The organism is Polaribacter sp. P097 (genome assembly GCF_036864555.1).
Classification (GTDB): Bacteria; Bacteroidota; Bacteroidia; order Flavobacteriales; family Flavobacteriaceae; genus Polaribacter.
On sequence record NZ_JAZETJ010000002.1, the window covers coordinates 951,400 to 973,275 of the forward strand.

Sequence of the window (21,876 nt, forward strand, 5' to 3'; positions counted from 1 at the left end):
ACTCAAGGTCTAAAGTATAACTCATTTTTATAGAAAATAGTATGTACTAAATTTCTAAATTTTTATCATAGGGAATACTTTTTAAAACATGATTAATGACATTTATTCTTGCTTCTGTCTTTCTATTTGCTCTTATAATTTTCCAAGGAGATAAAACTGTATTGGTTTTTTCGAACATGGCATTTTTGTATTCTGTGTATTGATCCCAAAGATCTTGAGCCTTCTCATCTAATTTAGTCATTTTCCATTGTTTTAAAGGATCGCTCTTAATATCTGCAAAACGCTTAGCTTGTTCCTTTTTAGAAATTGACATGTATATTTTAACCAAGTGAATGCCCGATTCTAAAATCATTCTTTCAAAATCATTTACCTGATTCATAAAAGTATTGTACTCTTCTAAAGTACAAAAACCATTTACAGGCTCTACTACTGCTCTATTGTACCAACTTCTATCAAAGAAAACCATTTCTCCTGCTTTAGGCAACTGCTCTACATATCTTTGAAAATACCATTGACTCTGCTCATCTTTAGTAGGTTTTGGTAAAGCCACAATACGCATAAAACGTGGATTAATTCTTTCTGTAATTCTTCGAATAGCACCACCTTTTCCTGCTGCATCTCTTCCCTGAAAAACTACAATAATTCTTTCATCATTATTTATAGCCCAAGTTTGCATTCTAATTAATTCTACTTGAAGCTTTTTTAATTTTTTCTGATAGGTGACATATCTCAAGGCTTTTTCAACACTCAATGGTTGTTTAGATAAGAGTGCAAGTAAACCCTTTTTAGAATTTAATTTTTTTAAATCTGATTCTGATAATTTATGACTCATACTCTTTTAATCTATTTTATGAATACTAGATCTGTAATAACGCATTACAATGTTAGGATCTGGATTTACTGCTGTACCTGCCTCTGATTTTCCTTCATAATCAAATTGTGAAAGTACGTGTCTCATTGCCTCTAATCTAGCAGACATTTTGTCGTTCGTTTTTATAATAACCCATGGACTATAAGAAGTATGGGTTTTAGAAAACATTTCTTCTTTATAATGTGTGTATTTATCCCACAAAATTTGACCTTGTCTATCTACAGGACTAAATTTCCATCTTTTTAAAGGATTTTCTTTTCTCCCTTCAAATCGTTTTCCTTGCTCTTCTTTTGTGATTGATAGCCAAAATTTGATAATAATTACACCATCTTCATACATCATATGCTCAAACTCAGGAACTTGAACTAAAAATTGCTTGTACTGACTTTCTGTACAAAAACCCATTACAGGCTCTACTACTGCTCTATTGTACCAGCTTCTATCAAAAAACACAATCTCACCAGGATTTGGAAGTTCTTTAATATATCTTTGAAAATACCATTGCCCTTTTTCTACTTCTGTAGGTTTATTTAAAGCCACTAACCTAGTAGATCTTGGGTTTAAATGCTCCATAAACCTACGAATATTACCACCCTTACCTGCTGCATCTCTTCCTTCAAAAATTATGGCAACTCTTTTATTATTTAAAGAAATGTAGTTTTGTAATTTAACCAATTCTATTTGTAACAGACGTAACTCCTCGTTATAAGAAAGCGTTTTTTTAACCTTAGAAAACGAAACATTCTTTTCTTTTATTAGCTTTAATAAATCTTCGCTAGTGCTAATGGTTTCGAAATCTTCTTCCGTTAATCTTCCCATAGATCTTTTCTTTAAAATTAAGAACCCTAAAAATAAAACCTTTTTTTTATTATCGTGTTAAATATTTATCATTTTAAATAGTAAAAATTATATTTGTAACCTATGAAAAACGCTTTTGCAATTGCCTTCTTCTTAATTCCATTTCTCATTTTTTCTCAAGATAAGTTTTCTAAGGAATTTAGTTTTGTTACAGACAATGACCTTTATGTTTCTTTTAAAAGAGATCGATATTATACAAATGGAATGTTTTTAAATTACAGATATATTAAAAACACTTCTAATGATAAACTTGCCAAGAAAATATTTGAATGGCAATTGGGTCATGAAATGTTTACACCATATAAAGCTATTGTAACAGATACTAGCGATCATGATAGACCCTTTGCAGGCTATTTATATGGAGGATTTTCAATAAAAAATGTATACAAAGAAAATAAAATTTTAAACTACGGAGTTCAAATTGGTATTGTAGGACCAAATGCATATGGCCAAGAATTGCAAGAGTTTATTCATAATATTTACGGATTTCAGAAAGCTGAAGGCTGGAAACACCAAATTCAAAATGCATTAGGTTTCAATTTAGGAGCATCTTACATTCAGAGATTAGCCACTAACGAAAGCAAAACTTTTGACTTAAATTTAGAAACAAAAGCACAAATAGGAACTATTTATACAGATATCTCAGCTGGTTTAAATCTAAGATTAGGTTTTATACCTCTTCAAGATTTAATGAATACCATAGCTTACAACACAAACCTAAATAACAAGAATACTATTTATAAAAGAGAGGGCGAATCTTTCTTTTATATAAAACCAATGGTTAGGTATGCACTTTATGATGCTACTTTACAGGGTAGCTTTTTAAACAAAGGTAGTGAGGTCACTAAAGAATTGATTCCTGTTGTTTTTGATATGGAGGTTGGTCTAAAGTTTACCGCAAATCGTTTTAATTTTGGCTATGCTTTTAACTATAATACTAGTAAATCTGAAGATTTAAGATATACTTATGGTAATAAATATGGAACGATAATCGTAAGTTATTTAATTCGTTAATCTAAAAAAAACTCATCTTTAAAACCTATTAAGTATAGTTTTTCTTGAGTTCTTGTAACAGCTGTATACAACCATCTAAAATATTCTTTAGAAACTCCATTTGGCAAATAAGGCTGCTCAATAAATACAGTTTTCCACTGTCCTCCTTGAGATTTATGACACGTCATTGCATAAGAGAACTTTACCTGTAAAGCATTAAAATATATGTTCTTTTTAATAGCTAAAAACTGCTTGTACTTCGATTTTTCATCTGCATAATCTTCCTTAACAGCTTGATATAACTTATTCGATTCTTCATACGTTAATGAAGGGCTTTCACTAGAAATGGTGTCCAATAACAAAACCGTTTCAAAAGGAGCCATGTTAGGGTAATCTATCATTCTTAATTCTACCTCAGCAAATTTAAAACCATACAACTCTTTTATTGACAGGATTTTTAGAACCTGACAAATATCACCATTTGCAATAAATCCAGCATCCGAAGATTCTTTTAACCAGAAGTAATTATTCTTTACAACCATCACAAAATCACCAGCAGAAATTTCATTTTCTTGACCCCTAATATTCATTCGAATTTGTTGGTTATATTGATTTGCTCTTTTATTAGAACGTACAATAAAGGCAGTATCTTCTACTCCATCATTTTCATATGCTAAAACTAGTGCATCCTCTATATCATAACCATCCTCTAATCTTATAATGTCTGGATAATCTAAATCAAACTTAAAATCTAAACCATCATTCTGAATTAAAAACCTTAATTGTGTTGCATTTGCTAAAATTCCAGAGTTTTCATGCTGACGCATAACTTCATCTAACTCTATCTCAATTACATTTTTTTGATAATCGATAGATAAAGTATCTGCATCTAAAGCAGGACTTAAGGTAAGCTTTACAGGAGGCAATTGAGCTGTATCTCCAATAAATATTAATTTACACTGATGCCCTTTGTCTACATAATTTATTAGGTCATCTAACAAAGAGCCGTTTTCAAAAAGCTTTTGATTCTGTCTAGAGTCTGGAATCATCGAAGATTCATCTACAATAAAAATGGTATTTCTATGCTTGTTTTGTTGCAAAACAAAATCTACACCACCATTAGCCTGCTTTTTAGGAAAATATATTTTTTTATGAATAGTATAGGCAGGTCTTTTTGAGTAAACAGAAATTACTTTAGCAGCTCTACCTGTAGGCGCCAACAAAACAGATTTCTTTTGTGCAGACCATAAAGAATTTACAAACGTACTTATAGTAGTTGTTTTACCAGTACCTGCATAACCTTTTAATAAAAACAAGGTATTCTTATCCTCATTAAAGATAAAATTGCTTAGTAAATTAAGCAATTCACCCTGTTTATTTGTTGGTGTATGAGGAAACTTTTGATGTAGCTCTTTACTGAATTTAGCAGGGTTTTTTATCATATAAATCTTAAAATATCAAAGATACATTTCTTTATAAAGAAAAATTTTTATCATTGAAAAAAAATTGTAGATTTGCGTTAATACTATTAAAAACAAATTTATAATGAATTTAATACTAATGATTTTAGGAGCTGTGTTAGTAGCAGTTCTAGTAGCTTATGTAATCGTTAAATTTTTACCTCTAAACTTAAGATGGATTCCTTCTATTTTACTTTTAGCCTTAGCAATTTTCTTAGGCTTTCAAATTTATGGTGGAATAATGGAGCCAATTAAATTTAATGAACAAAAAGTAGTAAAGTATGCTAAAGTTGTTAATAGCTTAAAAATTATTAGAGATGCTGAGGTAAAATATTATGAAGTTTATGGTAAGTACACTAAAGATAAAGCTGGTTTAATACAGTTTATAGATACTGCACAATTAGCGTTAACTGAAACTAAAACTATTGTAGAGCAAGTTAATAAAGGTGGTGGTATTATTGTAGATGAAGAAAAAAGAGTTACTGATACTATTGGTTACGAGCCAGTAATTAAGTACTTTAGAAATAGAGACTATAAAACAATGTTTAATGTACCAGGTGTACCTAACACTGAATTTGAACTAGAAATTGGTGAAGTAGAAAAAGTACCTGGTTTAATGCAACCAACATTCAGAGCTAGAACTCCTAAAAGAGGAATTTTAGAAGGTATGAATGAGTCTTTAGTAAAACAAGAACTAGAAGCGATTGAAACAGATCAAATTAAAGGTGAGTATGTTTCTGTAGGTTCTTTAGAAGAAGTAACTACTGGAGGTAATTGGCCACCATCATATGACAGAAAAATTGCAGATAAAGAATAGTACAAAAGCTTTACTGAATACAAAAAATTTAGCATTATCCATCCAATTTAGTTTGGATGGATTTTCTTTTTGTATAAGAAATACAGACACTAAGGAGTCTTTATATTTATCTAATTACAACTTTGAAGAAACTTTAAAAACGCCTCAAAGTTTATTAGAAAATATAAAACGTATTTTTCAAGAAAATAAGCATTTACAATATGATTTTGATTCTATTGAAGTAATTCATGAAAATCACTTATCTACTATTGTACCCAATGAATATTTTGATGAAAGCGCTTTAGCTTCTTATTTAAACCTATCAATAAAAACCTATAAGAATGATTTTATTGCCTTTGATAAAATAGAATCTTTAGGAATCAATAATGTTTACATTCCTTATGTAAATATCAATAACTATTTATTTAATAGTTTTGGTGAATTTGAATACCAACATCATCAAACGGTTTTATTAGAAAAGCTTTTAAAGCTGCCTAATTCAGAAGATAAAATAATGTATGTAAATGTTTCCAGACATTATTTTGATGTAATTGTATTGCACAATAATAACCTTGTGTTTTTAAATTCATTTCACTTTAAAACTAAAGAAGATTTCATCTACTACATCTTATTTACTGCTGAGCAATTAGCGTTAAATCCAGAAGAATTTAAACTTCTTTTTAGTGGAATCATTGCAAAAGATGATGAGCTATTTAAAATTACATATCAATATGTAAGAAATGTAGACTTCGTGAAAAACACTAATGCTATTTTTAAGAATTTAGAACTGGCACATCATACTAACTATATTTTACTAGGATAATGAGAATAATATCAGGAAAATTAAAAGGAAGACGTTTAAAAGCGCCTAAAAACTTACCTGTTCGTCCTACAACAGATATGGCAAAAGAGGGTTTGTTTAATGTGCTTAACAATACTTATTATTTTGATAGTATTGATGTAATTGATTTATTTTCTGGAACTGGAAATATTAGTTACGAGTTCGCTTCTAGAGGCACTAAAAACATTTATGCTATAGATGCAAACCATAACTGCATTCGTTATATTTACAACACTGCTAAAGAGCTAGATTTAAACATTAACACCTATAAAAGTGATGTGTACAAATTTCTAGATAAAACTACCTTACAAGCAGATATAATATTTGCAGATCCTCCTTATGATTTTACTACTGAAAAGTTCTTAGAAATTGTAGACTTGATATTCAAAAACGAATTATTAAAAGAAGAGGGTGTTTTAATTGTAGAACATTCCAAACATACAGATATTTCATCGCACAATAATCATGCATATGATAAGAGATATGGAGGAAATGTATTCAGTTTCTTTGAAAATCCTGCTTTAGAAGAGGAAGATTAAAGCAAAGATTTTATAATAGCTTGTATTGTAATACCTTCTGCTTCTGCTTTATAGTTTTTTACAATTCTATGAGATAAAATTGGAACAGCAACTGCTTTAACATCTTCAATATCTGGAGAGTATTTACCATTTATAGCTGCATGTGCTTTGGCTGCTAAAATTAAATTTTGTGATGCTCTTGGACCAGCTCCCCAATCTAAATATTTCTGAACCAATTCTGTAGCAGCATCAGATTTTGGCCTTGTTTTACCCACCAAACCTACTGCATATTCTATTACATTGTCTGTAACTGGAATTTTACGAACCAATTCTTGAATAGCAATAATTTCTTCGCTCGATAAAATTGCATTTACACTTGTAGAAACATTACTGGTAGTTGCTTTTACAACATGTACCTCTTCTTTAAAAGAAGGATATTCTAAATGAATAGAAAACATGAATCTATCTAATTGTGCTTCTGGTAATGGGTAAGTACCTTCTTGCTCTATAGGGTTTTGAGTAGCCAATACAAAGAATGGCAACTCTAACTTATAATGATTATTAGATACAGTTACAGAACGTTCTTGCATTGCCTCTAAAAGTGCTGCCTGTGTTTTTGGCGGAGTTCTATTAATTTCATCAGCCAAAATGATGTTCGAGAATATTGGGCCTTTTATAAATTTAAAATGTCTGTTTTCATCTAAGATTTCACTACCTAAAATATCTGAAGGCATTAAATCTGGAGTAAATTGAATTCTTTTAAAGTTTAAACCTAAAACATTAGATACTGTATTTACCAATAAGGTTTTTGCCAAGCCTGGCACACCAATCAATAAAGAATGGCCACCACAAAATATAGACAATAAGGTAAAGTTTACAGCATCTTCTTGACCAACAATTACCTTACTAATTTCAGATTTTAATGTATTGTATTTTACGACTAAATCGTTTACAGCTTTAACGTCAGACATTATCTACCTGTTTCTTTTTTCCAATTTTTTTCAAAAGTACATTTTCTATGCTCATCAGACATTTTGATGTAAGTGTCTGAAATTTTTTCTTTAGCCCATTTTGTAATAGCCTCTTCTTTTTTCTTAGCCAAAGCTAATTCTTGCACTTTTACATAATCGTTTACTAAATCTGCAGTGTGCGTATTAGTTCTATCTCTCATTATGATAAACTTATACATCTTTTCACCACTTCTATTTTCATCAAAATAAACATCAGATAGTTCCCCTTTTTGCAATTCTGCTACTCTTGCATATAATGCAGGATCCATTCTTGTTAAATCCCAAGTATTTTCACCTGTGTAAGGATTCATTAATAAACCATCATCATTTTTGGTGTCTTCATCATCAGAATATTTTCTAACTGCTTCTGTAAATGTTATTTTACCAAGTTTAATGTCATTAGCAATTTTTATCGCTTTTTCTTTAGTTTCTGTTAATAATGATTCAGGAACATTTGGTTGCATTAATATATGAGACGCAATTCTCATATTACCTTTAATTTCATGCAATTGCATTAAGTGATAACCAAAATCTGATTTAAAAGGTTTTGAAACCTGACCAACATCTAAAGAAAAAGCCATTTCTTTAAATTCTTTGATAAATTGAGATTCTTTAGTAACCTCATATCTACCACCATTACTTGTTACACCAGGATCATCTGAGTTTATAATGGCCTTCATTTTAAAGTTAGCCCCATCTTCAATTTCTTTTTTAAGTTCATTCAACTTATTAATAATTCGTTGATTTTCTTCTTCTGTTGGCTTTGCTTTAATGACCAATTGTGCCAATTCTATTTCTGCTGAAAACTCTGGCAATTCACCATCCTCTTTTAAACCTACATAATACAAACGTACTTCTTCTGGAGTTACATCTATTTTATCTGTAATTTTTAACTGCTCTTTTTCTATCAACACATTTTCTGACTGAACAGAATAAAGTTCTTTTTTTAAATCATCTAAATCATTAAATCCGTAAGCTTTTATCACTTTATCTACAGAGCCAAATTGTTCTGTAAAAAAAGCAACACTTCTTTCTACTCTGCTCGAAATTTCTTCGTCAGAAACTGTTACACTATCAATTACTGCATGGTGTGCAAGTAATTTTTGTTGCATTAACTCTTCTAACATTTCACAATCAGAAATTTTAATTTTTCCTTCTGATCTTACTTCTACTTCTTGCTTAAATTTTTCTATATCTGAATCTAAAACAATGTTTTTACCAATTACAACAGCTACTCCATCAATCTTAATTTGAGCTGATGTATATGTGCTAACTAAGCCAAAAAACGCGACTAGTATTGCTGATTTAATAAATTTTAAGATTGTTGTTCTTTGTTGCATCTTGTACTAAAATTTTTTCTATATCTCTTATTAATTCGATTTTACGTCTGTGTAAAATCATTTGTTTTATTGTAGGCTTAATATAGCTTAATGGTGCTGTATCATTTCTCACTAAAACATCTTTTATGGTCACCAAATATAAACCTAATGAGTCTTGTTTTTCAAGGAATTTAGTTTTATTTAACAGATTTTCTTTAGAAAATGGCAGTTTTAACAAAACCTTATCTAAAGGTGTCCAAATAGAGTCATTAAACTGATAATTTTTAAAGCTTAACTGTTGTTTTTCTAATTCTTCTAAATCTTCAATATCATCTGACTTAAATAGCTTGGTAAGTTCCTTCTTATTGATAATTTTATCATCTAAATGAAGGTATTTAATTTTTAATAACTCTTCATTCAGTTTAAAATTCTCTTTATTTTTCTCGTAAAAACCTTCTATTTCTTCGTCTACTATTGTAGTATCTAATTGTTGTTTTATTAATCTTTCTTTGTAATTATTAATTAATAAACTCTCTTTATAGTCTCTTACTAAAGCATCTATATTATTTACTTCGTCTAAAGAACTATTACTTTCTGCATTTTTAAGTAATAGTTGTTTTATGGCCCAATCGTTTATATAGCCCTTTACCAAAACTAAGCTATCTTCTTTGCTAATGTTTTTGGGCAAAAACTTTCTTATATCTTCTCTAAATAATTTTTCGGTATTTACAATAGCAACAATTTCTGAAGCTGTACTTTCTTTTTCTTGCACAGTTAAATAATCACAAGAAGCGAAAAGCAATAAAATTCCGATAAAAATTAGACCTCTATTCATTACTCCTTTTTGTAATATTTAATGAGTTTTTTAAGTTGTTTTTTGTTGACTTCAATTGCAGTTTTATTTCTTAAATCTGCAATCCAGAGTTGTTCTAAATGATTTTGATAATCATTCATAACCTCTCCTTTAATTTTATTTAGTTCTTTGTTATTGTACTTTGTTAAATTCTTTTTGTAAAAATTTTTAAGCCCTAAAGTATCTTTAGAAGCTTTATCCCAAATTTTTTGTTGCATTAATTCGAATAGCAACAAACCATCTTCATACTCTTGCAATATATGTGCAAAATCTGGTTCTGTTTTCTCTAAGTTACTTTTATAATATTCTAAAATTTCTTGACTTTTAAAATCGTTAAACAAATCAAAAACTGGCTTATTATTTCTTCTTTTTATATAGTTTACAAAATCAGACTGAGTATAGTTTTTCTCATTTATTTTTAGAATTGGTAATTGTAGAGAATCACTTGGTATGCTTCTTAATTTTAGATTATTAAAAATGCTTTTAGCATTATCGAATTCTTTAATCTTATATTCTTTTTTTAATCTATTTACAACTGCTTTTTCAGAAAGCTGTAATCGATCACTAGATCTAATTTTACTAGTAAGCTCTTTTTTCATTTCCTCAAAAGATTTTACTGGGTGCTTTTTAATTAACTGAACAATATGCCAACCAAATCGCGTTCTAAAAGGTTTAGAATACTCACCTTCTTTTGTTAAACTAAAAGCAACTTCATCAAAAGGCTGAACCATAACTCCAGAACCAAACCTTCTTAATTTACCTCCTTTAGATTTAGAGCCTGTATCATCTGAATATTTACGAGCTAACATTTTAAATTGCTCATCCTTTTCTAAACGATTGTAAACAGTGTTTATAATTTCTTCTCCTTTAGCAGTTTTATCTGTAATTAAAATATGAGCTACTTCTACCTCTCCTTTTGAAGGTCTTAGTCCGTCAACCTTTAAAATATGATAACCAAACCTAGTTCTAAAAGGCATAGAAACTTCATCAATTTTTGTAGTGTAAGCAGCGTTTTCAAAAGGATATACCATTTTAAAAGCAGAAAAATAACCTAAGTTACCTTTATTACCTGCTCTACCTGATTTAGCATTTGCCCTAGCAGATTCATCCTCTGAAACCTCTTCTGCTACTTTCTCAAAATCTTCGCCTTTTAAAATTCTATCTCTAATTTTCATTATTTTTTGATAAGCCTCTAAAGTATCTTTAGGTGTGGCTACTTTAGGCGTTCTTATTAAAATGTGTTTGGCTTTTACCTCATTCTTAGTTCTAAAATAAGCATCTTTAACAAGTACACTCACATAAGCTGAATCTTGCATGTAAGGTGCAGCAAGCTGATTCCTGTAGGTCTTCATCTCTTTTACATAAGATGATAAGGTATCTAACTTAATATCATAAGCCTCTTTAACCTTAAGCTTATAGTTAATAAATAAGTCAAGGTTTTTTTCTAAATCTTTTGCTTCTTCATTATCTATAGCATCTAAATTTTTTTCGTAAACCCTTTTAAATTCAGATACCATTATTTTCTCATCACCAATAGTAATTAAAACTTTATCTTTCTTCTGTGCTATGCTCGCTGTTGTAAAGACAATAAAAAATAATAAGATTAGCTTTTTCATAAATTTATAATGATATAATACCTTCTACTTCTTCTACTTTTTTGTAATAACTAATAACCTCATCTGCACTGCTTAATTTTAAAACTATAGAAATGCTGATATATTTTCCTGTTTTTGATTTTTTAGTTTTGATTACAGCTCCTTTATTATCAAAAACTTCTTGCACCTCTTTTTGCTGATTACCATCTGCAGGCACAATAAATTTGTACATATAATCTGAAGGAAACTCTGTTGTATCTTCTAACTGACCTTTTAATTTTATATAGAATGCTTTTTTATCGCTCATCATTGTAATGTTTATGCACTATTTACAAATAGTAGGCCACAAAATTACGTTAAAAATTAGATTTATAATGCTAATGATTTATTTTTGTAAATTATGCAGTATTCTTAAAATCAAAAATAATAATTCTAAGCTAAAATTTTTGAAAAATAATCAACTAAAAATTGTTCTAATTGGTGGGCCAGGTACTGGTAAAACAAGTGTTTTGAATGCTTTAAAAGCAAGCGGCTATTTTTGCTTAGAAGAAGTTTCTAGGGCTGTAACTTTGCAAGCCCAAAAAGATGGTATAGATCAACTCTTTTTAACAGAGCCACTATTGTTTAGCAAAAAATTATTAGAAGGTAGAGAAAATCAATTTTTAGAAGCGCAAAATAGTAGCGAAAATTTGGTCTTTTTTGATAGAGGGATTCCTGATGTAAAGGCCTATCTAGATTATTTTAAAACTGATTATCCTTCCTATTTTACAGATAAGTGTTTAGAGTATACCTATGATCTCATCTTTCATTTCGCTCCATGGAAAGACATCCATACTACTGATAATGAAAGATATGAGTCTTTTGAAGAGTCAATTAAAATAGACAAATTTCTAAAGGAAGCTTATACAGCGTTAAACTATAAGTTGATTAATGTACCTTTTGGATCGATAAAAGATAGAACTGATTTTATTATTAATTCACTTTCTTGTGAATGATAAATACAGCTTTAGAAATATTAAAAAAATACTGGAACTACACAAGTTTTAGAGAACCACAAGACCAAATTATAAATGCAGTTCTTCAAAAAGAAGATGTAATTGCATTACTACCAACTGGAGGTGGAAAATCTATTTGTTTTCAAGTACCTGCATTGCAGATGGAAGGCGTTTGTATTGTTATCTCTCCTTTGATCGCTTTAATGAACGATCAAGTTGCCAACCTTAAAAAAAGAAACATTAAAGCAGCCACAATTAAATCTGGATCTTCCAACAATGAAATTATTACTTTGTTTGATAATATTAAGTTTGGTAGTTATAAGTTTCTATATATTTCTCCTGAAAGATTGCAATCACTATTAATTCAACAAAAAATAAAAGAACTGAATGTAAACCTAGTTGCCATTGATGAAGCGCATTGTATTTCTGAATGGGGACATGATTTTAGACCTTCCTACAGAAACATCAACATTCTAAAAACTATAATTCCGAATGCTAATTTTATTGCATTAACAGCAACTGCTAACAATAAAATTATTAATGATATTGCTCTGAATTTAGAGTTGCAACATCCAAAAGTTTTTAAAAAATCTTTTTACAGAAAGAACCTAGCTTACCAAGTTTTTGATGTGCAAGACAAATTGGGTAAACTTCTTCAAATCTTCACCAAAACAAAAACACCAGCAATTGTTTATGTAAATTCTAGACGAAAAACAAAAGACATTGCAACTTTTCTAAATGCCAATAACTTTAAAAGTAGTTTTTATCATGGAGGACTTTCTACGAAAGATAAAGATTTAGCTTTTAAAAATTGGCTTTCTGAATCTACTCCAATTATAGTGGCAACAAATGCATTTGGAATGGGAATTGACAAATCTAATGTTGGCATTGTAATTCATTTTGATTTACCATTTTCTATTGAAAACTACATCCAAGAATCTGGAAGAGCAGGAAGAAATGAAAAAAAATCATTTGCAGTATTACTTAAAAACGATAGTGATATTTTAGTGTTTAATGAAACTGTAAAAAAATCAATTCCAAGTCTAAAAGAAATAAAAGAAGTTCATCGAAAATTATATCAATATTTTACAATTTCTTTAGGTGAAATAACAGAAGATTTTTATAGTTTTAACCTGTTAGAATTTTCAAAATTATATAAATTTACACCTATCAAAGTAGACACTATTTTAAAAATTCTTGCCAATAATGGTATTATAATTTTATCGAATACTTATAATCAAAAATCTACATTATTTTTTAAAACATCTAGTAAAAATGTACTTTCTTACGCCATAAGAAATATCTATACTAAAAACTTTATAAACTCATTATTAAGAACTTATTCAGGGTTATTTGAACAAGAAGTTAAAATAGATGAATTTGCAATAGCAAAGAAAAACAACATGACATCTGGACAGGTAAAAGAGCAATTACAACGTTTACAACAAGATGATTTGGTAGATTACAACCAAGTAGAAACTGATTTAGAAATTCAATTTTTAGTACCTAGAGAAGATGACAAAACCATTAACTCTATTTCAAAAAATATATCAAAATATTTAACTCAAAAAGAAAAAAAATCGAAGGATTTTTTATCCTTCATTTCCAATAATACGATCTGCAGAAGCATTCAATTATTAAATTATTTTGAAGAAAAATCAACTAAAAAATGTGGAGTTTGTGATGTCTGTTTATCAGAAAAAAGAAATAAAAAATTAAACATTTCAGAAGAAATAATTACACTCCTAAAATCAAAATATAGTTTAACTTCTCAGGAAATTAATCAATTTATTAGCGCAAATGAAAAAGACATTTTAATACATTTGCGTGAGTTAATTTCTGAAAATATTATCAAAATTAACCATCAAAATAAATATCAACTAAAATAAAATTATGAAAGATTTACGAATTGTTTTTATGGGTACTCCAGATTTTGCAGTTACAATTTTAAAACATTTAGTAGACCATAATTATAATATTGTTGGTGTAATAACAGCTGCTGATAAACCTGCAGGAAGAGGAAGAAAACTAAATGAATCTGCTGTTAAAAAGTATGCCATATCAGAAAACTTAAAGGTATTACAACCTACTAATTTAAAAGATGAGTCTTTTTTAAATGAAATTAATTCATTAGAGGTAGATTTACAAATAGTTGTTGCGTTTAGAATGCTACCTAAATCGGTTTGGCAACTGCCTAAATTTGGTACATTTAATTTACATGCTTCTCTGTTGCCTGAATATAGAGGTGCTGCACCTATTCATTGGGCTATTATTAATGGCGAAAATAAAACTGGAGTTACTACCTTTTTTATTGATGAAAAGATAGACACTGGAGAAATCATTCTTCAAGAAGAAATTAATATTACCGAAGATGAAACTGTAGGTACCTTGCATGATAAATTAATGTATTTAGGAGCTGACTTAGTAGCCAAAACAGTAAATGCGATTTCAGAAGGTGATATTAAGACGAAAAAACAACCAGATTTAGAAGAAAAACAAGCGCCCAAATTATTTCCTAAGAATACAAGAATTGATTGGAGCAAGTCAATTACTGAAATTTACAATCAAATTAGAGGGCTAAATCCATTTCCTGCAGCTTGGACAGTAATAAACAATAATGAAGAGCAATTGAAAACTAAACTTTATAAAGTTCGTAAAGTAACTGAGGAGCATAGTTTTGAATTTGGTAAAATTATAAGTTCAAAAAACGAATTAAAAGTTGCTGTAAAAAAAGGGTTCATTATTATAGACGAAATTAAAATTGCAGGTAAGAAAAAACTAGATTCAAAAAGTCTATTAAATGGTTTTGTTTTTTCTGAAAACGCTAAAATGCTTTAACCCCTTTATTGATAAGGTTTATAGAGATTTTGTAATTTCCTAACTGCCTTTATTAACATTTTAGATGTATTTATTAACAAATACCTACTTTTTAGGGGTGGTAATTTGCGTAGGCCCTTAATACGTATATATTTGTTAAGCTTAATAGCAAAAAATAAACAATTAATTTTTAAAAATCTATTTATTATGAACAAGTCAGATTTAATCGACGCAATGGCTGCAGACGCAGGAATTTCTAAAGTAGCAGCAAAAGCAGCATTAGAATCTTTTACAGATAATGTAACTTCTGCTTTAAAAGGTGGAGATAAAGTTGCTTTAGTAGGTTTTGGAACTTTTTCAGTTTCTCATAGAGCTGCAAGAAGTGGTAGAAACCCTCAAACTGGTAAAACAATCCAAATCGCTGCTAAAAATGTAGCTAAGTTTAAAGCTGGAGCTGGATTAAGTGATGCTGTAAACTAGTTTACAGAATAAATTACAAATAAAACTCTCTTTTTTAGAGAGTTTTTTTTTTGCTCAAATTTCGTTACATTTACTTATGTCGCATTTAGAACCACTTAAAGGTAGATTATTAATTGCAGAACCCTCTATATTAAATGACAGCTCTTTTAATAGGGCTATTATTTTAATTACAGAGTACACAGAAAATAATTCTGTAGGTTTTATTTTAAACAGGCCTTTAGACTATGTTTTAAAAGACCTAATTCCAGATATTGACTCAAACTTCACAGTTTATCAAGGAGGCCCTGTAGAGCAAGATAACCTGTACTTTGTACATAAAGTTCCAGAACTTATTCCAGATAGTATTGCTATTAGTGATGGTATTTTTTGGGGAGGAAATTTCGATTCCTTAAAGCAGTTGCTGAATTCAGGAGAATTGTCATCTACTGATATTCGCTTTTTCTTAGGTTACTCTGGTTGGGGAAAGAACCAACTTAAAGACGAAATCAACATCAATTCTTGGTTCATCTCTGAAAACAATATCCAAAATATATTTTCAGAAAACGAGGATACGTTCTGGCGTAAAAAATTACTAGAAAAAGGAGGAGATTACAAGTTATGGGCTAATGCACCTAATGACGTTTCTCTTAATTAATTTGAGGTAACCTCCAATACTTTTAAACTTTTAGACAACTTTGTACCAAATTCTGTTTGAAAAGATTTCTTCTTATAATTTGTAACAGGTTGAATTCCTATAATTGCATTCGTTATAAAAACTTCATCTGCCTTTTGAATTTCAAATGGAGAAATACTTGTTTCTTCAATAGTATAATCCGGATTCTTGGTTAGCATTTCAATTATTTTCTTTCTAACTACCCCTTTAATACAACCCTCTTCTAAACTAGGTGTTTTAACTATGTTATTTTTTAAAACAAAAATATTTCCGTTAGCAACTTCTACTACTCCTTTTCTTTCATTAATTAAAACACAATTGTCTAGATCATTTTCATTCGCATAAATACTAGCTAAAGTATTAATCATTCTATTATTGATCTTAACAGTAGACAACATGCCAGAATAATTATAGAAATCTTTAAAAACGTCTATTTTATAATTTTCTTGGGTACTGTAAGTAATTTGATTTGCCTCAATTGAAAAATCTATTTCATTGGTTTTTGGTGTATAAAAACCACCATCTTTACGAAACACATTAAGTCTAATTCTACATAAAGAACTTAATTTATTAGCCTCAGCAGTTTTTAAAATTTCTTGTTCTAAATATTCTAAGGTAAATTTTAAGGGAATTTTCATTCTTAACATTCTCATAGAAGCCATTAATCTGAAATAATGATCTTCCCAAAATATTACTTTATTATTAGCTACTTTAATAGTTTCAAAAATTGCATCTCCATATTTAAAACCTCTATTTAGATTAGATAGTTTAAAATTTTCCTCTAATAACAATTCTCCATTCAAATTAACCATTTTCCTTCTTTTAGAAATGCAAAATTAAGGCTTTTAAAAAAGAAAATATAAAAAAACTCAACCTTTCAGGTTGAGTTTTAAAATATAATATTATCATATGAATTAAGCTCCTATAGTATGCTTTAATTCATCTATTTGATTCTCCCATAGTTGTTTCGCTTCCTCAACTTCATCTTCATCATCTGCAAAATCTGTAATAATTAAAGAAACGTCTTTGGTTAACGGATCAACTTGAATTTTAATTTCGAAAAAACTATCATCATCTTCGCTCTCTAACCACTTAAATCGAATTCTTTCTTCGGACTTTTTTGTTACCAATTCTGCCTGTTCTTCTGTACCATCCCAACTAAATGTATAAATTTTACCTCTAGAATTCACGGTATCTGCAAACCATTCTTGTAAATTAGATGGTGATGAAATATACTGATATAGCATGTTTGGAGATGCATGAACAGGAATTTCTATTTCGTATTTTACTTTATCCATTATATAAAAAGTTAATGCACAAGATAGGTATTAATTTGAAGAAAAAAAATTAAAACCTCCACTTGCCAGTATGTAAAAATCGATTATATTTGCATCCTCAAAGTCAATGGCGAGGTAGCTCAGTTGGTTAGAGCGCAGGATTCATAACCCTGAGGTCACGGGTTCAAATCCCGTCTTCGCTACAAAATAAATAGAATTAAAACGAATTGTGTTTCACAATTCGTTTTTTTTGTGCTTTACTTTTCCTAATTATAAAATAGTAATACATTAAACCAATAATCTACTTAATAACATAGAAAAAATCTAAACGTGACTGTTTGATATACTACAAGTTAGCTTTATATTAGTAAAGTATTCTCAAACATTATATATGAAAACTGAACTTCGTAAGAAGCTGTATGAAGAAACTAAAGAGAAGCACGGAAAAGTAGAAAATGCGTTTAATTTTAGTGAAGGTATTTCTAATTCTAAACTAGAAGTATTCTACAAATCAATTTTAAATTCTAGAATTAAATATCAGAAATTATTCCAAGAATTAGAAAAACAACTATTATTAAAAACGTTTAATAGCAGTTTAATTTCTTCGCTTCAAAAAGATTTAAAAGATTTTGATACTGATATTGAAACTGCTAAGCCAAATAAAGAATTAAATAGTAATTCTTTTGCTATTGGTGTTTTTTATGTTTTTGCTGGCTCTGCTATGGGTGCCAGATTGCTTCGAAAAATGGCTTTAGAACATAACCCGCCAATACACTCACATTACATTACTGAACTTATTAATACCTCTAAGTCTCAAATGAAATCTCTAGGATGTTTATTGAGCAATGACAATCTAATTGAAAAAGAAGTTATTGAAGGAGCTAATGAGGCATTTTCTACAATTAATAAATACGCAAATCTTGAGTACAAAAGAAAACATAAAAGCATCGAAAGCGCTTGAGAAACAAGCTTTAGAAAATTGTAATAACGAACCTATTGAGTGGATTGAAAGTGTTCAAAGTCATGGTGTATTACTAGCTTTTGACTTTGACTCTCTTATGGTTACTCACGCATCCAAAAATTTAGATACAATTCTAAAGTTAGATGCGAAAGCAGCTTTATCAAAATCCATAAGAGAGGTTTTTAATAAAGATGATGTTCACGATATTTTAAATATAGCATCACACAATTCTACAAAGTTTCAAAGAGAACACATCAAGGTTACAAGTGAAGGAGATAAATCTATTGATATTTCTCTTTTTAGAACCGAAAATTCTGTGGTATTAGAATTAATGCCTACAGGTGAAGATTTCAAATACATAAATATCAATAACAATATAAAATGGGCATTAGCAAGAACACATGGTCATGAAAATATTGAAGATATTTTGAAAAACGCTGTGCAATCTCTGCAAAAAATTACAGGTTTTGACAGAGTTATGGCATATAAATTTTTGCCTGATAATTCTGGCGAGGTAATTGCAGAAGCTGTTTCTACTTCTATGAATTCTTTTCTAGGCCTCAGATTTCCTGCGTTTGATATTCCACCAAAAGCAAGAGAATTATTCTTAAAAAACCCTATTAGATATATTAAAAATACTAGTGATGAAGGTTCTAAAATTTTAATTAATAAAAAAATGAAGATAAACTTAACCTTACTTATAGTTTTTTAAGAGCAGCAGCACCTGTGCACAATCAATATTTAAGGAATATGGGAGTACAGAGTTCTATGACAATCCCTATTATTATCAATAATAAATTATGGGGATTATTCGCACATCATCATAACACTATCAAAGAATTATCTCCTCAAGAAACTTATTCTGCAGATATTTTAGGCCAAACTATTAATATGGTTCTAGAACATCAAACAAGGTCTAAAGCTCAAAAAACTATTAAAGATATTTTAGAAAATGGGAATGAGCTTGTGGCCATAAATAGTAATTCTTTTAAACTAGACAAATTTTGGGATTCACAGGCAGAAAATCTTTTTAAGCTTATACCTTGTGATGGTGTTGCTTATGTTATTGATAAAGAAATAAAAACCTTGGGTGATTGTCCAGAATTATTTGCAATTACAACCATTGTAGAAAAAGTAAATGCAAAAGCAGATGAAATTCAACATTACACCAATATAAGTGAATTGGTTTCTGAGGGAATTAAAAATACTCGTGGTTTAATTTCTATGCAATTGAATTCTCAATTTCCTGAAATAAATTTATTATTCTTTAGAGACAAAATCTCAAAAAAGATTCAATGGGCAGGAAGCCCAAAGAAAGAATTAGTTTTTGAAAAAGAGAAAGTTAGACTACATCCAAGAAGTTCTTTTAATGAGTATATTGAAAGTAATTCTGAAGATTCTGATGTTTGGACTACACAAGACTTATTTGTAGCAAAGAATGCCCTAGATACTTTTAAAAAATATATTGCTCTTGAAATTGATAAAGAAAATAAAGCTGTTTCCGAAAATGAACGATTAAAAATTTTAGTTAAGGAATTAAACCATAGAGTTAGAAACATACTAGCATTGGTAAAATCGGTATCTAAACAAACTGCTAATACAGAAAAATCTATTGAGAGTTATGTAATAGCCTTAGAAAAAAGAATTACGGCCTTGGCTGATGTAAACAACATGCTAACCGAAAGTAGTTTTGGTAGTGTAGATTTAACAAATATCTTAGAAAAGGAACTCGCTCCATTTGATCATAGTGGTAAAAACTATGAAATTAAAGGAGAAACTGTAGAACTTTCGTCTAGTGTAGCACCAATTATTGTTTTGGTCTTTCATGAATTAACAACAAATTCAGCCAAATACGGTTGCTTATCTACACATTCTGGTAAACTTACCATTTCTTGGCAATCTAATAAGAATGATCTTTTTATATTTTGGAAAGAAGAAAATGGACCAAAAGTAGAAGAACCTGATAGAAAAGGATTTGGACGAACAATTATTGAAAATGCTATTGGCTATGAGTTTGGAGGAAGCTCTTTGATGAATTTTAAAGAATCTGGTTTGGAGGTAACCATACAAATACCTTTGGATGCAATTTTAAGAGAAAAAACAGAAATGTTTGCTACTGAACAAATCAAACTAAAAGATGATGAAAAATCAGCCGAAATTAAAGATTTAAATATTTTAGTTCTTGAAGACGATTTTATAATAGCCAATCAATTTAAAGAGCTTATTGAAAATAGAATACCTTCTGTAGTAAATATTTTTTCTAACCAAAAAGCAGCTTTAAATTCGTTAAGAAATAAAACTTATGATTTTGCTTTCTTAGACGTCAACTTAAAAAAAGAAACTTCTTTAAAAGTTGCACAAATTTGTAAATCTAAGAGTATTCCTTTTCATTATTTAACGGGATATGGAGATACATTTCTACAAAACAAATCTTTTCCTGATGCACCTGTTTTTATAAAACCGCTATCAGATGAGCAATTATTTAAAATTTTAGACAAACTAACCAATTAAATTACACTTATAAATATGTTACGCGTTTTAATTATAGAAGATGATTTTATATTAGCTGAAGAATGGAAGGAAGCACTAACAAAAACAAACAAATATTCGGTTAATTTAGTAACAACTGGTTCAGAAGGTTTAGTGAGTATTAATGATGAAATACCAGATATAGTTGTTGTAGATTTATATCATAAAAATGATTTTGGCAGCTTAATATCTGATAATGGAATACGAATTATAGGACCAATAAGAAGAAGTTTTCCTGATATAAAAATAGTAGCAATAACAGGGTACAATCATAATAGAAAAACAGTAAGTACTGAAACTGTTGTTTTTAATTTAGGTGCAAATTACTTTTTAAGCAAACCTTTTGATATTGATAAACTTTTAGAAAAAATAGAAGAAGCAGGTTCATCTATACCCAAGTAATATCTAAATTACTGATAATTAAAAAAGAGGAAAATCTTACGATTTTCCTCTTTTTAGTTAGTTGACTTTTAATTTACTATTTAAAAACTATTTTACTAGTTCCAAAATCTTTTTCTGCACTTACAATTTTCATGAATAGCAATCCTGCTTTTACTTTGAAGTTAAAGTCAAATTGATTTAATCCTTCTTGTAATTCTAATGTTGAACTTGAAACTACTTTACCTGTAGCATCAAATAATAACATTGTTGCTTTTGTATTTACACTACTTAATAAAGTTGTGTTTACATTTCCTTCTGAAGGATTTGGATAACTTAAGAAGTTATCTACAAAAATTTCAGTATCTCCAATAGTTACACTATTTGGCACCTCTCTATTTGCTGTAGTTGTAATATAAACAGTACCTGTAGTTGCATCTCCATTCTTATCAGTAATTGTATATTCAAATGAATCTGACATTAAACTTCCTGGTGAGTAAGATATTGTATTGTTACCATTTACACTAATGAATCTACCTCCTGAAGAAACTCCAGTAGATCTACCATTAGATAAAGTTAATGGATGTGTTAAACTTGGACCATCAGATCCAAAAACATCGTTACTTAATACGTCAATACTATTTGACACACTAAATCTTACAACTGATACATT

General features: G+C 29.1%; 24 protein-coding genes, 1 tRNA gene and 1 pseudogene. 15 read left to right on the forward strand and 11 right to left on the reverse strand.

What is annotated here, in order from left to right; translation table 11 throughout:
* Positions 1-46: 46 nt before the first annotated feature.
* Complete coding sequence (gene ppk2 / locus V7R38_RS11605; protein ID WP_015479840.1) at positions 47-832, reverse strand: polyphosphate kinase 2; 786 nt, start codon at positions 830-832, stop codon at positions 47-49.
* Between the two features lie 6 nt (positions 833-838).
* Positions 839-1,690 (reverse strand): polyphosphate kinase 2, encoded by an 852-nt coding sequence (gene ppk2, locus V7R38_RS11610; protein ID WP_015479839.1) that lies wholly within the window; start codon positions 1,688-1,690, stop codon positions 839-841.
* A gap of 102 nt (positions 1,691-1,792) precedes the next feature.
* Here ppk2 (V7R38_RS11610) and V7R38_RS11615 point away from each other — a divergent pair, with 102 nt between their 5' ends.
* Positions 1,793-2,743, forward strand: a complete 951-nt coding sequence (locus V7R38_RS11615; RefSeq protein WP_334058609.1) for a lipid A deacylase LpxR family protein — start codon at positions 1,793-1,795, stop codon at positions 2,741-2,743.
* Here the strand turns inward: V7R38_RS11615 and V7R38_RS11620 are convergent.
* The gene (locus V7R38_RS11620; RefSeq protein ID WP_334058611.1) at positions 2,740-4,164 is read right to left on the reverse strand and encodes an ATP-dependent DNA helicase; all 1,425 of its coding nucleotides are present in this window, start codon (positions 4,162-4,164) and stop codon (positions 2,740-2,742) included. The two genes, V7R38_RS11615 and V7R38_RS11620, sit on opposite strands and share 4 nt — an antisense overlap.
* 103 nt (positions 4,165-4,267) lie before the next feature.
* Between V7R38_RS11620 and V7R38_RS11625 the strand changes: the two genes are divergently transcribed.
* Genes V7R38_RS11625 through V7R38_RS11635 form a run of 3 tightly spaced genes read left to right on the forward strand, consistent with a single transcriptional unit; the run spans position 4,268 to position 6,358 of the window.
* Positions 4,268-4,999 carry a hypothetical protein gene (locus V7R38_RS11625; protein ID WP_334058613.1) on the forward strand — a complete coding sequence of 244 codons (732 nt, stop codon included), beginning with the start codon at positions 4,268-4,270 and terminating at the stop codon, positions 4,997-4,999.
* A complete protein-coding gene (locus tag V7R38_RS11630; RefSeq protein WP_334058615.1) occupies positions 4,971-5,801 on the forward strand; it encodes a DUF3822 family protein in 831 nt (276 codons plus the stop codon). The genes V7R38_RS11625 and V7R38_RS11630 overlap by 29 nt, the downstream gene beginning before the upstream one ends.
* Positions 5,801-6,358, forward strand: coding sequence for an RsmD family RNA methyltransferase (locus V7R38_RS11635; RefSeq protein ID WP_015479834.1), 558 nt, complete (start codon positions 5,801-5,803; stop codon positions 6,356-6,358). The genes V7R38_RS11630 and V7R38_RS11635 overlap by 1 nt, the downstream gene beginning before the upstream one ends.
* Here V7R38_RS11635 and V7R38_RS11640 read toward each other — a convergent pair.
* Genes V7R38_RS11640 through V7R38_RS11660 form a run of 5 tightly spaced genes read right to left on the reverse strand, consistent with a single transcriptional unit; the run spans position 6,355 to position 11,421 of the window.
* Positions 6,355-7,308: an AAA family ATPase gene (locus V7R38_RS11640; protein WP_334058618.1), complete on the reverse strand. Its 954-nt coding sequence runs from the start codon at positions 7,306-7,308 to the stop codon at positions 6,355-6,357. The genes V7R38_RS11635 and V7R38_RS11640 overlap by 4 nt on opposite strands.
* Positions 7,308-8,687 carry a peptidylprolyl isomerase gene (locus V7R38_RS11645; protein ID WP_334058620.1) on the reverse strand — a complete coding sequence of 460 codons (1,380 nt, stop codon included), beginning with the start codon at positions 8,685-8,687 and terminating at the stop codon, positions 7,308-7,310. The genes V7R38_RS11640 and V7R38_RS11645 overlap by 1 nt, the downstream gene beginning before the upstream one ends.
* Entirely contained in the window at positions 8,653-9,501 is an 849-nt protein-coding gene (locus V7R38_RS11650; protein ID WP_334058622.1) for a hypothetical protein, read from the reverse strand. Before V7R38_RS11650 ends, V7R38_RS11645 begins: the two co-directional genes overlap by 35 nt.
* On the reverse strand, positions 9,501-11,135 hold the full coding sequence (locus tag V7R38_RS11655) for a peptidylprolyl isomerase (protein ID WP_334058624.1): 1,635 nt from the start codon (positions 11,133-11,135) through the stop codon (positions 9,501-9,503). The genes V7R38_RS11650 and V7R38_RS11655 overlap by 1 nt, the downstream gene beginning before the upstream one ends.
* Before the next feature lie 4 nt (positions 11,136-11,139).
* On the reverse strand, positions 11,140-11,421 hold the full coding sequence (locus V7R38_RS11660) for a DUF493 family protein (RefSeq protein ID WP_334058626.1): 282 nt from the start codon (positions 11,419-11,421) through the stop codon (positions 11,140-11,142).
* A gap of 139 nt (positions 11,422-11,560) precedes the next feature.
* On the opposite strand from V7R38_RS11660, the gene V7R38_RS11665 reads away from it, so the two are divergent.
* The 5 genes from V7R38_RS11665 to V7R38_RS11685 all read left to right on the forward strand — a co-directional run bounded on the left by V7R38_RS11665 (position 11,561) and on the right by V7R38_RS11685 (position 16,040).
* Positions 11,561-12,109 carry an ATP-binding protein gene (locus tag V7R38_RS11665; protein ID WP_334058628.1) on the forward strand — a complete coding sequence of 183 codons (549 nt, stop codon included), beginning with the start codon at positions 11,561-11,563 and terminating at the stop codon, positions 12,107-12,109.
* Positions 12,106-13,998, forward strand: a complete 1,893-nt coding sequence (locus V7R38_RS11670; protein ID WP_334058630.1) for a RecQ family ATP-dependent DNA helicase — start codon at positions 12,106-12,108, stop codon at positions 13,996-13,998. Before V7R38_RS11665 ends, V7R38_RS11670 begins: the two co-directional genes overlap by 4 nt.
* Positions 13,999-14,002: 4 nt before the next feature.
* On the forward strand, positions 14,003-14,947 hold the full coding sequence (gene fmt, locus V7R38_RS11675) for a methionyl-tRNA formyltransferase (protein ID WP_334058632.1): 945 nt from the start codon (positions 14,003-14,005) through the stop codon (positions 14,945-14,947).
* Positions 14,948-15,133: 186 nt separating this feature from the next.
* A complete protein-coding gene (locus V7R38_RS11680) occupies positions 15,134-15,406 on the forward strand; it encodes an HU family DNA-binding protein (protein WP_015479825.1) in 273 nt (90 codons plus the stop codon).
* Positions 15,407-15,482: 76 nt separating this feature from the next.
* Positions 15,483-16,040: a YqgE/AlgH family protein gene (locus tag V7R38_RS11685; protein WP_015479824.1), complete on the forward strand. Its 558-nt coding sequence runs from the start codon at positions 15,483-15,485 to the stop codon at positions 16,038-16,040.
* On the opposite strand, the gene V7R38_RS11690 is transcribed toward V7R38_RS11685, so the two are convergent.
* Both V7R38_RS11690 and V7R38_RS11695 read right to left on the reverse strand, forming a co-directional pair.
* Positions 16,037-16,870 carry an aminotransferase class IV gene (locus V7R38_RS11690; RefSeq protein ID WP_334058636.1) on the reverse strand — a complete coding sequence of 278 codons (834 nt, stop codon included), beginning with the start codon at positions 16,868-16,870 and terminating at the stop codon, positions 16,037-16,039. The genes V7R38_RS11685 and V7R38_RS11690 overlap by 4 nt on opposite strands.
* Before the next feature lie 102 nt (positions 16,871-16,972).
* Complete coding sequence (locus V7R38_RS11695) at positions 16,973-17,356, reverse strand: START-like domain-containing protein (protein ID WP_015479822.1); 384 nt, start codon at positions 17,354-17,356, stop codon at positions 16,973-16,975.
* A gap of 108 nt (positions 17,357-17,464) precedes the next feature.
* On the opposite strand from V7R38_RS11695, the gene V7R38_RS11700 reads away from it, so the two are divergent.
* The 6 genes and pseudogenes from V7R38_RS11700 (at position 17,465) to V7R38_RS11725 (ending at position 21,227) form a co-directional block, all read left to right on the forward strand.
* Positions 17,465-17,538: transfer RNA gene (locus V7R38_RS11700), tRNA-Met, on the forward strand.
* Positions 17,539-17,726: 188 nt separating this feature from the next.
* Complete coding sequence (locus tag V7R38_RS11705) at positions 17,727-18,296, forward strand: hypothetical protein (RefSeq protein ID WP_334058639.1); 570 nt, start codon at positions 17,727-17,729, stop codon at positions 18,294-18,296.
* Positions 18,256-19,008, forward strand: coding sequence for a hypothetical protein (locus V7R38_RS11710; RefSeq protein WP_334058641.1), 753 nt, complete (start codon positions 18,256-18,258; stop codon positions 19,006-19,008). Before V7R38_RS11705 ends, V7R38_RS11710 begins: the two co-directional genes overlap by 41 nt.
* An 11-nt stretch (positions 19,009-19,019) precedes the next feature.
* Positions 19,020-19,169 (forward strand): annotated as a pseudogene (locus V7R38_RS13155) (GAF domain-containing protein); the annotation flags it as partial.
* 18 nt (positions 19,170-19,187) lie between these two features.
* Positions 19,188-20,807 (forward strand): HWE histidine kinase domain-containing protein, encoded by a 1,620-nt coding sequence (locus V7R38_RS13160; protein WP_438825603.1) that lies wholly within the window; start codon positions 19,188-19,190, stop codon positions 20,805-20,807.
* Positions 20,808-20,822: 15 nt separating this feature from the next.
* Positions 20,823-21,227, forward strand: coding sequence for a response regulator (locus V7R38_RS11725; RefSeq protein WP_334058643.1), 405 nt, complete (start codon positions 20,823-20,825; stop codon positions 21,225-21,227).
* A 76-nt stretch (positions 21,228-21,303) separates the two neighbouring features.
* On the opposite strand, the gene V7R38_RS11730 is transcribed toward V7R38_RS11725, so the two are convergent.
* Positions 21,304-21,876, reverse strand: a 573-nt coding sequence (locus tag V7R38_RS11730) for a T9SS type A sorting domain-containing protein (protein ID WP_334058645.1), incomplete at its 5' end; no start/stop codon positions are given.